The 13,731-nt window shown below is 65.2% G+C and carries 12 protein-coding genes; 4 read left to right on the top strand and 8 right to left on the bottom strand.

Translation table 11 applies throughout. From position 1 onward, the window contains the following. Positions 1–85: 85 nt before the first annotated feature. Entirely contained in the window at positions 86–1,099 is a 1,014-nt protein-coding gene (locus ACFFF7_RS04940; RefSeq protein ID WP_379480241.1) for a sensor histidine kinase, read from the top strand. Positions 1,100–1,111: 12 nt separating this feature from the next. On the opposite strand, the gene ACFFF7_RS04935 is transcribed toward ACFFF7_RS04940, so the two are convergent. Beyond that, positions 1,112–1,513, bottom strand: a complete 402-nt coding sequence (locus ACFFF7_RS04935) for an acyl-CoA thioesterase (protein ID WP_379480240.1) — start codon at positions 1,511–1,513, stop codon at positions 1,112–1,114. Positions 1,514–1,566: 53 nt separating this feature from the next. Beyond that, positions 1,567–2,202, bottom strand: coding sequence for a TetR/AcrR family transcriptional regulator (locus ACFFF7_RS04930; RefSeq protein WP_379480239.1), 636 nt, complete (start codon positions 2,200–2,202; stop codon positions 1,567–1,569). A gap of 154 nt (positions 2,203–2,356) precedes the next feature. Here ACFFF7_RS04930 and ACFFF7_RS04925 point away from each other — a divergent pair, with 154 nt between their 5' ends. Then, positions 2,357–4,117, top strand: coding sequence for a bifunctional metallophosphatase/5'-nucleotidase (locus ACFFF7_RS04925; RefSeq protein ID WP_379480238.1), 1,761 nt, complete (start codon positions 2,357–2,359; stop codon positions 4,115–4,117). 56 nt (positions 4,118–4,173) lie between these two features. On the opposite strand, the gene ACFFF7_RS04920 is transcribed toward ACFFF7_RS04925, so the two are convergent. From ACFFF7_RS04920 to lgt, 6 genes are all read right to left on the bottom strand, one after another. Further along, positions 4,174–4,581: a hypothetical protein gene (locus tag ACFFF7_RS04920; RefSeq protein WP_379480237.1), complete on the bottom strand. Its 408-nt coding sequence runs from the start codon at positions 4,579–4,581 to the stop codon at positions 4,174–4,176. 77 nt (positions 4,582–4,658) lie between these two features. Beyond that, complete coding sequence (locus ACFFF7_RS04915; protein WP_379480236.1) at positions 4,659–5,411, bottom strand: DUF1295 domain-containing protein; 753 nt, start codon at positions 5,409–5,411, stop codon at positions 4,659–4,661. Positions 5,412–5,445: 34 nt separating this feature from the next. Beyond that, entirely contained in the window at positions 5,446–6,069 is a 624-nt protein-coding gene (locus tag ACFFF7_RS04910; RefSeq protein WP_379480235.1) for a 1-acyl-sn-glycerol-3-phosphate acyltransferase, read from the bottom strand. 60 nt (positions 6,070–6,129) lie between these two features. Next, complete coding sequence (locus tag ACFFF7_RS04905) at positions 6,130–7,056, bottom strand: NAD(P)/FAD-dependent oxidoreductase (protein WP_379480234.1); 927 nt, start codon at positions 7,054–7,056, stop codon at positions 6,130–6,132. 41 nt (positions 7,057–7,097) lie between these two features. Beyond that, entirely contained in the window at positions 7,098–8,162 is a 1,065-nt protein-coding gene (locus ACFFF7_RS04900) for a class I SAM-dependent methyltransferase (protein ID WP_379480233.1), read from the bottom strand. Further along, positions 8,155–9,066: a prolipoprotein diacylglyceryl transferase gene (lgt, locus tag ACFFF7_RS04895; RefSeq protein ID WP_379480232.1), complete on the bottom strand. Its 912-nt coding sequence runs from the start codon at positions 9,064–9,066 to the stop codon at positions 8,155–8,157. The genes ACFFF7_RS04900 and lgt overlap by 8 nt, the downstream gene beginning before the upstream one ends. A 158-nt stretch (positions 9,067–9,224) precedes the next feature. Between lgt and ACFFF7_RS04890 the strand changes: the two genes are divergently transcribed. After that, the gene (locus ACFFF7_RS04890) at positions 9,225–10,943 is read left to right on the top strand and encodes a class I adenylate-forming enzyme family protein (RefSeq protein ID WP_379480231.1); all 1,719 of its coding nucleotides are present in this window, start codon (positions 9,225–9,227) and stop codon (positions 10,941–10,943) included. Then, positions 10,940–13,699 carry a [protein-PII] uridylyltransferase gene (locus ACFFF7_RS04885; RefSeq protein WP_379480467.1) on the top strand — a complete coding sequence of 920 codons (2,760 nt, stop codon included), beginning with the start codon at positions 10,940–10,942 and terminating at the stop codon, positions 13,697–13,699. Before ACFFF7_RS04890 ends, ACFFF7_RS04885 begins: the two co-directional genes overlap by 4 nt. The last annotated feature ends 32 nt before the right edge of the window (positions 13,700–13,731 follow it).

The following is a 13,731-nucleotide window of genomic DNA, read 5'->3' as shown; positions in this document are numbered from 1 at the left end:
GGCATAGTGTCGCGCAGGGATTCGGTTTGTCACGATGTTGAGCTTTCTTGAACGTGGCGGCGAATGTGCCGAGAAAATCCGGCGCATGGACTGGACGAATCGCCCCCTCGGACCGCCGGAATCATGGAGCGGCGTTCTCAAGATCACAGCCGCCACCGTGCTCGCCTCGCGCTTTCCGCAATGCATGTTGTGGGGCGCAGAGGGCATCATGCTCTACAACGATGGCTATGCTCCGCTGATGGGCAACAAGCCTTGCGGCATTGGTCGCCCCGTCGCCGAGGTGTGGAGCGATGTCTGGGACGACATCGGCCCGATCTTCGACAAGGGCATGGCCGGCGAATCCAGCTTTTTTCACGACATGGAACTCCACACCCAGCGTCACGGCTTTGACGAGCAGGCGTGGTTCACCTTTTCCTACACCCCGGTGCGCGACGAGTTCGGCAAGGTGCTGGGCGTTCTGAACACCGTCGTCGAAACCACCGAGACGGTTCTGGCCAAGCGCCGGATCGAGCTGCTCAACGGCGAGCTGGCGCATCGCATGAAGAACACCTTCAGCGTGATCAATGCAATCGCGGCGCAGACCTTCGGTTTCGCCAGCGACGATGACGCACCCCAGGCGCGGTTCAGCCAGCGGCTCCAGGCCCTGTCTACGGCGCAGGATCTGCTGCTGCACGATTCGTGGGGCCGGGCCGATCTTGAACAGATCGTGCGCAATGCCCTGGCCCCGCACTTGCCTGCCGAAGACGTCCTCGCTCTTGACGGGCCGCCGGTCACGCTAGTCGGAAAGCAGGTTTTCGGCCTGTCCCTGGCGATGCACGAACTGGCGACCAATGCCGCCAAGTACGGGGCTTTCGCCCGGCCCGGCGGCAAAGTCAGCGTGCGCTGGCAGGCGGGCACACCCGGCTCGGACGATCCGTTCGAGCTGGTCTGGGAGGAAAGCGGCGTCGGACCGGTCGAGCGCCCGGCGCGGACCGGCTTCGGCACAGGCCTGGTTACCCGCGCGCTGCCGATGGAATTCGGCGGAACTGGCCAGGTCGACTATGGCGCGGACGGGGTGCGTTTCTGCCTGACCTCGTCGATGAAGACGCTCAAGAAATAGCCCAGGGGCCGCTCAGCCGGCGGGGAAGAACTTGGCGACGATATCGCGCGCCAGGCGGGTCGGGCGCAGCGTTTCGGCATCGATGCAGCACCAGCTCGACTTGACCTCGGCCAGCACGTCTTCGCCGCGGCGGATGACCGTTTCGTAAAAGGCGCGGGCGCCCTGAAAGCGTTCGAGCAGCACCGTGGCGACGACGTCGTCGTCGAGGAAGGTCGGGCGCAGATAGGTAATCTCGTGCTTGAGGGCGACCCACAGATGCGCTGCCACGGCCTCGCTCGGGGCAAGGCTGCGCCAGTGGTCGATCACCGCATCCTGGACCCACTTGAGGTAGGAGGCATTGTTGACGTGCCCCATAAAATCGATGTCGGCAGGATTGACGGCAATCGCGAAGGAATGGGGGGCAGAGTTGTTCACATCGATGTAAATAGCATCGGATTGTGAAAAATTCCAGACATTCGGCGAATTTGTCAGGCCGCGCGCAGGCCGGTCACACCCTTGGCCCCGCGATCCTTCCCGGACAGCCCATCGAACAGGGCGTCGATGATCCGCGCCAGCTTGTCGGTGGTCAGCCGCGGCATGACCTGTTCCATCGCGCCGATGTTGACGTAGACGCTGACCATTTGATTGATCAAGCTGAGTGCCTCGTCAATGCTCAGCCCCTCGAAATGGCCGTCGGCCATGGCTTCGCCAATGATCAGCGAGAGGAAATGATCGCCCAGATCGACGTAGGAGCGAACCTGCTCGTAATTTTCCCTGCCCAGTTCGGCATAGGTGGAGAAGGCGATCGGATCGCGTTCCCATTCGGCCTTCATCTGGGCAAAGCGGCGGGCGAAGAATTCGTACATCTTGCGCCGCGGGTTGAGATCGCTGGCCAGCACCTCTTCCATGATCGCAATCTTGGGGCGGAACCAGTATTCGGCCACCGCCTCGATCAGCGCGTCCTTGTTGGCGAAATAGCGATAGAGATTGGCGGGCGACATCCCCGCGCGCGCCGCCAGTTCGGTCATGGTGATGGCGCTGCTGCCGCGTTCTTCGATCAGCGCGATCGCCTGTTCGATCAGGCTGTCGCGCCCTGCGTCGATATCGGTCTGCGGCCGCGACATAACTCGAAACTCCCCGGGAGATGCTATTGCGATCGATTATAGAAAGTCTCTGCGTAAGTTTCAAGAAACTGTCTTAATCGGATAATACGCAGAGCCTGTTGCACTGCCTGCCTCCCTTGGGCAGAGACGGGGCTGCACAGTGAAAGCCGTTTCGATGAATTTTCGCCATTTTCTTACGCTCCTGATCCTGCCGGCCATTGCCGGTTGCGCCGCCGGTCCGGGCACGCGGTCAGCAGCCGCGTCGTCCACGGTCACGGTCGGGATTGCGGCAATCAACGATTTCCACGGCGCATTGGAGCCGCCGAAAACTTCTGTCGTCGTGGCGGACGGCAAGGGCGGCGTGATCCAGATTCCGGCGGGCGGGTCGGCCTATCTGGCCAGCGCGGTCGACAGCGTGCGGCAGAAATACCTGAATCACCTGACCGTTGCCGCCGGCGATCTGATCGGTGCCAGCCAGCTGTCCTCCTCGCTGTTCCTCGATGAACCGGCGATCGGCGTGCTCAATCGCATCGGGCTGGATTTCAACGCGGTTGGCAACCATGAATTCGATCGCGGCCGCGATGAACTGAAACGCAAGGCCAGCGGCGGCTGCGCGCAGTATTCCGCCCTCAAGCCGTGCCGGCTCGAACCGTTCAAGGGCGCGCGCTTCGGTTATCTCGCTGCCAACAGCGTCGAAGCCGACGGCAAGACGCTGTTTCCGGCGACCGCCTTGCGCAGCTTCGGTAGCGGCAAGCGCCGGGTCACGGTCGGGTTGATCGGCCTGACCCTGAAGGAAACCGGCGACCTGTCATCGCGCGAAGGGCTCAAGGGCGTGCACTTCACCGATGAGGCCGATACCGTCAACGCGCTCGTCCCCGGCCTCAAGGCCAAGGGGGCTGCTGCGATCGTGCTGCTGATCCACCAGGGCGGCTATACCAAGGGCGATCCGGACCCGAGCGCCTGCCCGGCGCTGACCGGCGGGATCCGCCCGATCCTCGACCGGCTCGATCCCCGGGTCGACGTGGTCGTTTCGGGCCATACCCACTGGTCCTATGTCTGCGACTACGGCCAGTACAATCCGGAGAGGCCGTTCCTGCTGACCAGCGCCGGGGTGTTCGGCCAGCTGGTCACCGACATCGCGCTGGACATCGATCCGGCGGCGAAGCGCGTGGTGGCCAAGCGCGCCAGCAACGTCATCGTGCAGAGCGAAGGCTATGCTACCCGCATCGGGCGGATCGAGCCCAAGGACCAGTTCGCGCGCTTTGCCCCGCGTGCCGATATTGCCGCCTATGTCGCGCGATACGTCGATGCGTCCAAGGCGGAAATCCAGCGTCCGGTCGGCAAGCTGGCGGGCGAGGTCAAGCGTCCTGGCGGCGATTCATCGTGGAACGGCGGGACGCTGGGCAACCTGATCGCCGATTCGCAGCTGGCCGCGACGCGCAAGGCCGGGGCGCAGATCGCGTTCATGAACCCCTTCGGCATCCGCGCGCCGCACACCCTGACGCCCGGTGCCGACGGGACCATCACCTTTGGGCAGATCTACGCGGTCCAGCCCTTCACCAACGGCATGGTGACCATGTCGCTGACCGGGGCAGAGCTTAAGGCCGCGCTGGAGGAAGGGCTGGACGATACCCAGCCCAAGCAGCTGCTCAGCGCCTCGCAAGGCTTCGCCTGGACCTATGACCTGACCCGTCCGGCGGGCAGCCGGGTGATGGCGATGACGCTTGACGGCAAGGCGATCGACCCGGCCCAGACGTACCGGGTCACGGTCAACAGCTTCCTTGCCAATGGCGGGGACAGCTTTGCCACATTCGCCCGCCAGCGCGACGCGGCGATTTCGCCGCTGACCGATGTCGAAGCGATGGAAGCCTGGCTCGGCGGTCCGGCACTCCGCGCTGTCCCGGCCGAAGAGCGCGCCAGCGAAGCGGCAAAATAGAAAAGGCGGCACCCCGCAAGGGGCACCGCCTTTTCGGATTGCGCGAGACTTTGGGCTTACTTGGCCTTGGCCCAGATCTGGTCGGCGGTCAGCCCGGTCAGCGGGGCGTCCTTGCTGGCCAGCTTGTAGAGCGCGCCGTCAGCGACAGCCCAGACCGACTTGTCAGCGGTCAGCAGGATGCGCTTGCCATCGGAATACCACGCCCACTTGCCCTTGGTGACCTTGCCCGCGGCATCGGTCATCGTCGCGCTGTCATCTGCGCCCAGAACCAGCACCGCACCATTGCTGGCATAGCTGCCGGCGACAGTGACCGTGCCCTTGGGATCGGCAGGCAGTGCCGGCATTTCGGCCGCAGAGGCGGTGGTGGCCGTATCGACCGCGTCGCTGGCGACGGCTTCGGGGGCCTTGCCCTTGCAACCGGCGACCAGCGCGAGCGCCATGACCGGCAGGATGAATTTGCGCATGGGGGGATAACCTCCTGTAAGAACGCCGGAAACGACTCCGGCGCAGAGGTTATCCTACACCGCCGCGAAGCGCAGGGCTAACCCTGTTTGGGCGGCCAGGGAATGAAGCCAGAGGTCCGCGCGACATAGTCGGCATAGTCTGGACGGGTCCTGGCCAGGCCCTTTTCCAGCAGCGGCTTGCCCGACCATCTGGTCAGTGTGAAGGTCAGGAACAGCGGGCCGGGCAGGCTGGCCAGGGCAATCCATGGCCCTGCCTTTGCCGCGGTCAACCAGATCCCCCACCATACGCAGCAATCGCCGAAGTAATTGGGGTGGCGGGTATAGCGCCACAGTCCGGTGTCGAGCACCTTGCCCTTGCTGGCGGGATCGGCACGGAACGCCTTCAACTGCGCATCGCCCACCGCTTCGAACACCATCCCCAGCAGCCACAGCGCGAAACCGACCAGGCCAAGCACTCCAATCGCCGCCGGCTCCGGTGCCGCCAGAATGCCCAGCTGCGCGGGCAGGCTGCTCAGGAACAGCAGCAAGGCCTGCGGCGCAAAGACTACGGTCAGCGCGGCGCGGGCGAACTGGCCGCGCTCCTTCGCCTTGCCCAGCATGCGGGCATAACGCGGATCCTCGCCGCTGGCGCGCCAGCGGGTGAACAGGTGGAACGCCAGGCGCAGCCCCCAGATCGCGGTCATGGCCAGCAGCAGCGTGGCCCGCGCGCCGGGATCAGGCAATTGCAGCCAGCTGACCGCTGCAAGCACGGCCATACCTCCGCCCCAAACCGCATCGATGAACGACACGTCCTTGATCGCCACGGCGACGCGCCACAGCGCCAGCAGCATAACGGCGTCAACCGCCAGGTTGATCAGCAGAGCGTCAAGCAGCGGCTTTCTCCCCCTCAATGGCAGCCTGGGCATAAAGCACGGCCAGCTTGGGATGATCGGGCATGACCGAGCGGTAGAAATCGGCGATGCGGCGCAGGTCGGCGGCGAAATCGCCGCTGGGGAAGATCGCCGGGCCGATCCCGCCCGTCATCGCCGCATTGTCGACCCAGGCGGGGACGATGGCTACCCCGGCGCCATGGGCGATATGATAAAAGCCAGACCGCCAGGCGGTTATTGTTCCGCGCGTCCCTTCGGGGGCGATGACCAGTGCCAGCTCATCGCGCCGGGTGAACTCGGCAACCACTTGCTCGACATAGTTGGCGCGGCGTGATCGATCGACCGGGACGCCGCCCATATCCAGCATGAAGCGGGTCATGGGCCACTTGAACAGGCTGAGCTTACCCATGAAGCTGGGCTTGATGCCGCATTCATTTGTCGCGCCAAGGAAGAAGACGAAATCCCAGTTGGTGGTGTGCGGCGCGCCCAGGATAACGCATTTTTTCGGCACCGGGTGAACATCGACCAGGGTCCAGCCCTTCCAGCGATACAGGCCCAGCAACAGCGCCTTGAACAGGCGCGAAAGCAGCGACGGTGCTGGCGTTGGTTGTCCCGGCAATCCTGTTCTCCCGCACCCGGCTTAGCACCGTTGCCGGCGAACGCCACAGTGTACCAAGGATCAGGCCGGGGTCTGGCCGTCGCGTTCGCGCAAATCGTTGTGGATAGTGGTGGCGGCGATGGCTGCGTGGCCCATCGCGACGCTGATCTGGTCGAGCGCGGCGACGACATCGCCGGCAGCATAAAGGCCCTCCAGCCCCAGCCGTTGGTGCGCGTCGGTCGGCAGGCAGGCATCGCCATCGCGGCGCAAGCCCAGCGGCGCGACCAGTTCGATATTGGGATCGCCGCCCAGCGCCGGATAGAGTGTGTCGGCCAGCGCGGCGTCGCCCTGCGCAAAATGCAGGATCACGCCATCGGCGCCGAATTCGTAACGCTGCACGGGGCGCGGATCCCAGCTCACCCCGGCGCGGGCCAGGTCGGCGCGGTCCTTCTCATGCAATTCGCATTCGACCAGGGTGTAAAGCGTCACCTGGTCCGAATAGCGGCGCAGGAACAGCGCCTCGGCCACGCCGTGGCTTTCGGCGCCGACCACGGCAATGCGCTGGCCGCTGGCTTCATAGGCGTCGCAGATCGGGCAATAGCGCAGATGGCCTGCAGCCAGCGCGGCATCGTGGACCGACCGGGGAATGTCGGGATAGCGGTTGTCGACCCCGGTGGCGAACAGCACGGTCCGCGCGGCATGGGGCGTACCGGCCACGGTGAAGCGCCACAGCGCGCCATCGCGCGTCAGGTCGGTGACATTCCCTTCGCGCAGGTCCGCGCCAAAGTTGCGCGCTTGGCTTGCCATCAGCGCCAGCAGTTCCTTGCCCGGAATGCCTTCGGGATAACCGGCGTGGTTGTGACTGCGCGGGATCATCGCCGCGCGGCTGCCGCCGCGGTCGAACAGCACCGCGCGGCGGCGGAACCGGGCGAGATAGATCGCCGCGGTCAGCCCGGCCGGGCCGCCGCCGACGATCAGGCAATCGAAAGGGGACTCGCTGTCGCTCATGCCTGCGACAACGTTTTGCGCGGGACTTGGCTCCCCGGCTGCTAGCCGGAAAATCCGACGCCGTCGGGCCAGGTCGGCGCGGCCAGGCCCATGACCTTGAACAGCGCACCCATCTGCCCTTCGCCGATCAGGCGGTCCATGGCGCCGTGGATCGCGGCGGCATGCTGCGGGGCAACCGCCGCCAGCCCCTCGGCGCGGGTTTCGATGCCCAGTTCGCGCAGCCAGCGCCCTTGCGGCACCGTGCCAAGCCATTTGCACCCGCGCGACTGGGCAATCTGGGCCAGCGTGGCAAAATCGACATGCGCGGTCAGATCAGCCTCGCCGGGATTGACGAAAGGATCGACTTTCAGGTGCTGGCGCACGGCCTGCAGGGTCGATCCGTCGCGCGGCGTGTCGTGGCCATAGTCGATGAACAGCGCGGCGCCGCCCTGCTCGATCAGCCGTCCGGCCACTTCGTAAATCGTTGCAGCAGCACCGGGGCAGGTTTCGATGATTGCCCCTTCCGATGCGTCGCGGCGTGCTTCGGGCACGGCGGCGTCCATCGGCTGGCTACCGGCAATACAGGCGAACCGATCACCTTCCGGCACAACCATCCGTTCGCGCCAGCCATCTGCCGTCCTGACCAGCTGGCGCACCGGCAACGCGTCGAGAAACTCGTTGGCGACGATCAGCACCGGGCCGTACATCGGCACGGTTGACAGATCGGCGTGCCACTGGGCTCCCGGAACGGTGACCAGCTGAACGTCTTTCAGTGCGGTCGAAGCCTCGACCAGATGGACAGCGGGTTCCAACCCATAGCGCTTGGCCGCGCGCAAGGCGTCACTGGCCAGGGTACCCCTGCCCGGGCCAAGTTCGACATAGTGCACCGGCGCTTCCCGTCCGGCGCGGATCCATATGTCGGCCAGCCACAGCCCGATCAGCTCGCCGAACATCTGGCTGATTTCGGGCGCAGTGACGAAATCGCCCGCCGTGCCCAGCGGATCGCGGCTGGCGTAATAGCGCGCGTTGGCTTCGCCCATATAGTGCATCAGGCTGATCGGCCCGGTGTTGGCGATCAAGCGGCGGAAGATCGCCGCAAGGCTGGAGCCGTCGTCTTCGTCAAGCATCGGCAGCGGGAGTGGACACCGCGGCCCCGCCCAGCGGCGGTTTGATGAGGGCGCGGACTATGAAGAACAGCCCGACGGCCATCAGCGGCAGGGTCAGCCACTGGCCCATCGAGAGTCCGGTGCGCACCGCAAAATCCTGCAGCTGGGCATCGGGTTCGCGGAAGAATTCGACCGTGAAACGAGCCAGCGCGATCCCCAGGGTAAAGGTTCCGACCAGCAGGCCGGGCCGCCAGCGGGCGCGGGTCTTCCAGAACAGCGCCAGCATGATCAGCGCCAGCACCAGCCCTTCGAGCAGTGCCTCGTACAACTGGCTGGGGTGGCGCGGCAGCGGGCCGGCCCCGGGAAAGACCATGGCCCAGGCCACGTCGGAACCGGCGACCCGGCCCCACAGCTCGCCATTGACGAAGTTGGCCAGCCGCCCGAACAGCATGCCCATCGGCACCGGAATCGCGATGTAATCGCAGACCCGCAGGAAGCTGAGGCCGTTTTTCCAGCACACCCAGGTGATCGCCAGCAGCACCCCGACCAACCCGCCGTGGAAGCTCATCCCGCCTTCCCACAGCTTGATCAGTTCGGACGGATGCGACCACAGGCTGGGTATCCCGGTGTCGCCCCCGGTGTAAAAGGTGGCATAGCCCAGCCGTCCGCCCAAGATGACGCCAAGGGTGCAATAGAAGAACAGGTCATCGGCGTGGCGCTGCGCCAGCGGCGCGCCGGGGGCCTTGATCGTCTTGGAGACGTGCCAATAGGCGAACACGATCCCGGCCAGATAGGCCAGGCTGTACCAGCGCAGTTGGAATTCACCCAAGGGGGTGTTGAACGCGAAAAGGTAGCGTTTGAGGCCAAGGTTTTCGAAGAAGATCGGCGCGTGGTCCGCCGCCGCCGCGAGCCATAGTGACAGCAAGTGGTTAACCCCTTAAAGAAATCTTTGCCGCAATTGCGAACGCGCCGGTTACCCCGACCGTCCATGATCGCTTGTGGCACATCAGCTGCCGGAAACAAACCGGTCGTGGGCGTGAGAAGGGCGCGTCCTGCGAAAAATACGGGAAAAAAGGAAGCCGCATGGCGAGCGAACTCGATACTGCCCTTGGATCTGTCATTGCCCGTCTGACCGCGCCGGGCGCGCCGCTGGAAACGGTGCCGTTCGAACGGTTCGGCCGCACCCTGCCGATGTTCAAGCATGCCCCGCCAACGCTGGTGCACTATCTGGCGCACTATTGCGCCGAACAGGCCGACAAGGAATTCCTGGTCGAAGGCGATGTGCGGATGACCTTTGCCCAGGTCCATGCCGCCGCGCGGACCGTGGCCGGCGGGCTGGTTGCGGGGCACGGCATCAAGCCCGGCGACCGCATCGGCATCGCCGCGCGCAATTCGATCAACTGGATCGTCACCTATCTCGGCACGCTGATGGCTGGGGGCTGTGCCACCCTGCTCAATGGCTGGTGGAGCGGCGAGGAACTGGCCGGCGGGATCGAGCTGGCCGGCTGCACCCTGACCCTGGCCGACGAACAACGCGCCGCGCGGCTCGACGGGATGAGCTATCCGGGCAAGCTGGTGGTGTTCGGCCACGATGCCGATTGGCGCACCGGGCTGGCCCCTTTGCTGGCCGACGGCGGCGATGAAACCACGCCGATCCCCGAACTGACCGGTGATGACCTGGCAACGATCCTCTATACCTCGGGATCGACCGGGCAATCGAAGGGTGCCTATTCGGATCACCGCGGGGTTGTCCAGGCGGTGATGAACTATGCCGCGCAGACCCTGATGGTCTTCACCTATCTGGGCGAAAAGGGCGAGGCGCCCGATCCCGCATCGCAGCCGTGCAGCCTGGTCAATGTGCCGCTGTTCCACGTCACCGGCGAAGTGCCGCTGTTCCTGCAAAGTTTCGCGATCGGCCGCAAGCTGGTGCTGATGCCCAAATGGGACGCCGAAACCGCGATGCGGCTGATCGAGAAGGAGAAGGTCAGCTATTTCGTCGGCGTGCCTCTGATGAGCTTCGAGATCGCCACCCATCCCAACCGCGACAAGTACGACCTATCGTCGTGCGTTTCCTTCGCCGCTGGCGGCGCGCCGCGTCCGGTCGATCACGTCACCCGCATCCGCGAGGCCCTGCCCCATGCCTTTCCGCTGCTGGGTTACGGCCTGACCGAAACCAACGGGGTCGGCTGCGGCAACTTCAACGAGAACTACTTGGCCAAGCCGGGCTCGACCGGCACCGCATCGAAGCCGCTGGTCGAGATGGGCATCCTTGACGATGCCGGCAACGAACTGCCCGCCGGCCAGATCGGTGAGGTGTCGATCCGCACCATCTGCAATTTCCTGGGCTACTGGAATAATACCGAGGCGACCAAGGATGCGATCATGCCCGATGGCTGGTTCCGCTCGGGCGATCTCGGCTACCTCGATGATGACGGCTATCTGTTCATTGTCGACCGCAAGAAGGAAATCATCATTCGAGGCGGCGAGAACATCAGCTGCATCGAGGTCGAGCAGGCCATCTACAGCCATCCCAAGATCGCCGAGGCCAGCGTCTTCGGCATGGCTGATGAGCGGTTCGGCGAATTGCCCACCGGGGTCTATCTGACCAAGGACGGCGAAAGCCTGAGCGAGGACGAGCTGCGCGAATACCTCAAAACCCGCATTGCCCCGTTCAAGGTGCCGGTGCGATTGTGGCAGGAGCATGCCACGCTGCCGCGGCTCGGCACCGAAAAGGTTGACAAGCGGACGCTCAAGGCCCGTTACCTCACGGTGTGGGAAAGCGAACAGACGAACCCGGCCTGACACAGGGGCTCAAGCCCAGCCGCATCGCCAACCAGCGCGCGATCGTCGATCGGCGCGCGGTGGCCGGCGCGGTGGCCGATGCCGTTGCGGCGGCAGGCGCGGCCAGGGCGCGGCCGCAGGTGGTCGAGCTGCTGCGCGCGGCGCTGGCCGCTGGCCGCGCTGAAATCGCCCGGCGCCTGGCGGAAAAACCCTCGGCCGGGCACGACTGCGCCGAGGCCCAGGCCTTTCTGGTCGACCAGCTGGTCCGCGTGATCCACGATCACGTCACCCACGACGTCTATCCTTCGGGTAATCGCTCGACCGGGGAACGGCTGACGATCATGGCGGTGGGCGGCTATGGCCGCGGTGAAATGGCGCCGCATTCCGACGTCGACATCGCCTTCATCACCCCGGGAAAGCAGACCGCCTGGTGCGAACAGGTGATCGAGGCCATGCTCTATTTCCTGTGGGACCTGGGGCTCAAGGTCGGCCAGTCGAGCCGCAGCCTTGACGATATGGTGCGAATGGGACGCAGCGACCTGACGATCCGCACTGCCATGCTCGAAGGACGCTACGTCTGGGGCGATCAGGCGCTGTTCGACGAGGCGCAGGCCCGCTTCTGGGCCGAAGTCGTCGCCGGGACCGAGCGGCAATACGTCAGCGAAAAGCTGACCGAGCGCAACGAGCGGCACAAGCGCCTAGGCGACAGCCGCTACGTCGTCGAACCCAACGTCAAGGAAGGCAAGGGCGGCCTGCGCGACCTGCACACGCTGTACTGGATCGGCAAGTACATCCACCACGTTCGCGACGTGTCCGAACTGGTCGGGGTCGGGCTGCTCAGCGCGAACGAGCTGCGCGCCTTCCGCCGCGCCGAGAACTTCTTCTGGGCGGTGCGCTGCCACCTCCACACCATCACCGGCCGCGCCGAGGACCGCCTGACCTTCGACCTGCAACGCGAAGTCGCCGCGCGGATGCAGTTCGCCGATCGTCCGGGCAAAAGCGCGGTCGAGCGCTTCATGCAGTACTTCTTCCTGCAGGCAAAGCGGGTCGGCCACCTGACCGGGCTGTTCCTGGCCCAGCTCGACGAACAATTCGCGCGCAAGCAGCCGCGCGGATTGCTGGCGGGCTTCCGCGCGCGCAAGCGCATGCTCAAGGGCTATGTCGTCTATGGCGGACGGATCAACGTGCCCGGCGATGGCTGGTTTGCCGAAGACCCGGTCCGACTGATCGAGATCTTCGTGCTGGCCGACAGCGAAGGGCTGGAACTCCACCCCGATGCGATGCGCCTGGCGGTGCGCGATGCCCGCTTGGTCGACACCGTGCGCGACCTGCCCCGCGCCAATGCGCTGTTCATGGACCTGCTGACCAGCCGCCAGGATCCCGAGAGCGCGCTGCGCTGGCTCAACGAAGCCGGCGTCTTCGGACGCTTTGTTCCCGACTTCGGCCGGGTCAACGCCCAGATGCAGTTCGACATGTACCACCATTACACGGTCGACGAGCACACCATCCGCGCGATCGGGCTGATGGCGCGGATCGAGAAGGGCGAACTCAAGACCGATCATCCCTTGGCCAGCGGGATCATCCACAAGGTGATCAACCGCCGCGCGCTTTACGCCGCGATCCTGCTGCACGATATCGCCAAGGGGCGGCGCGGCGATCACAGCGAACTGGGCGCCGATGTGGCGATGAAGCTGTGCCCGCGGCTGGGTCTGGATGACAAGGAGACCGCGCTGGTTTCCTGGTTGGTCCGCTACCACCTGCTGCTCAGCGCCACCGCTTTCAAGCGCGATCTGGCCGACTGGAAAACGATCGGGGACTTTGTCGCCGTGGTCCAGTCGGTCGAACGGCTGCGCCTGCTCTCGATGCTGACCATCGTCGATATCCGCGCGGTCGGGCCCGGGGTGTGGAACAGCTGGAAGCGCCAGCTGATCGCAGAGCTTTACGAGGCGGCGGAAGAGCGGCTGCGGCTGGGCCATGTCCAGCACGGCCGGGAACAGCGGATCGCCGCCAAGAAGGCTGCGGTCGGCGAGGGGCTGGGCAAGGACAGCGCGCTGGTCACGCGGCACGGCAAGCAGATGGGCGATGCCTATTGGATTGCCGAACCCGACGATATCATCGCGATGAACCTGCGCCAGCTCGATCGAGCCAAGGGTGCCGCGCTCGACGTTCATACCGAGTACTATGCCGCGCGCGGGGCAACGCTGGTGACGGTCATCGCTGCCGACCATCCGGGGCTGTTTTACCGCATTGCCGGGGGGATACATCTGGCCGGCGGGAACATCATCGACGCGCGCATTCACACCGCCAAGAACGGCATGGCGGTCGACAACTTCCTGGTCCAGGACCCGCTCGGCCGGCCGTTCTCCGAAGACGGCCAGCTTGCCAGGATCAAGACGATGATCGGCGATGCGCTGATGGGCCGGGTCAAGCTGGTGCCGCAGCTTGCCGCCCGCCCGCTGGCCCGCCCGCGCGCCGATGCTTTCGACGTCCAGCCGACAGTGGAATTCGACAACCAGGCCTCGAACCGCTTCACCGTGATCGAAGTCAACGCGCGCGACCGCCCGGCGCTGCTCAACCGCCTGGCGCGGGCACTGTTCGAGGCGCGTTTGGTGGTCCATTCGGCGCATATCGCAACCTATGGCGAGCGCGCTGCGGATACGTTCTATGTCACCGATGTGCTGGGCGAGAAGCTCGATTCGCCGCAGCGCTTCAAGGCGGTCGAAAAGCGCCTGCTCGAAGCCGCGAGCGAAGACACGGTCGAAGTCGCCGCCGCCTAGTTCTCGTGTTGCGGCGCAGCACGGTTCGGGGC

It is taken from the genome of Novosphingobium aquiterrae (genome assembly GCF_042434435.1).
GTDB lineage: Bacteria > Pseudomonadota > Alphaproteobacteria > Sphingomonadales > Sphingomonadaceae > Novosphingobium > Novosphingobium aquiterrae.
Note: the sequence above shows the minus strand (reverse complement) of the source record. Positions and strands in the feature narration are given on the sequence as shown.

Bases quoted from the DNA above. Each gene is read 5' to 3' on its own strand.
- ACFFF7_RS04890 (WP_379480231.1), top strand. From the start codon at position 9,225: ATGGCGAGCGAACTCGATACTGCCCTTGGATCTGTCATTGCCCGTCTG.
- ACFFF7_RS04925 (WP_379480238.1), top strand. From the start codon at position 2,357: ATGAATTTTCGCCATTTTCTTACGCTCCTGATCCTGCCGGCCATTGCC.
- ACFFF7_RS04915 (WP_379480236.1), bottom strand. From the start codon at position 5,411: ATGCTGCTGGCGCTGTGGCGCGTCGCCGTGGCGATCAAGGACGTGTCG.
- ACFFF7_RS04905 (WP_379480234.1), bottom strand. From the start codon at position 7,056: ATGAGCGACAGCGAGTCCCCTTTCGATTGCCTGATCGTCGGCGGCGGC.
- ACFFF7_RS04900 (WP_379480233.1), bottom strand. From the start codon at position 8,162: ATGCTTGACGAAGACGACGGCTCCAGCCTTGCGGCGATCTTCCGCCGC.
- ACFFF7_RS04930 (WP_379480239.1), bottom strand. From the start codon at position 2,202: ATGTCGCGGCCGCAGACCGATATCGACGCAGGGCGCGACAGCCTGATC.
- ACFFF7_RS04920 (WP_379480237.1), bottom strand. From the start codon at position 4,581: ATGCGCAAATTCATCCTGCCGGTCATGGCGCTCGCGCTGGTCGCCGGT.
- ACFFF7_RS04940 (WP_379480241.1), top strand. From the start codon at position 86: ATGGACTGGACGAATCGCCCCCTCGGACCGCCGGAATCATGGAGCGGC.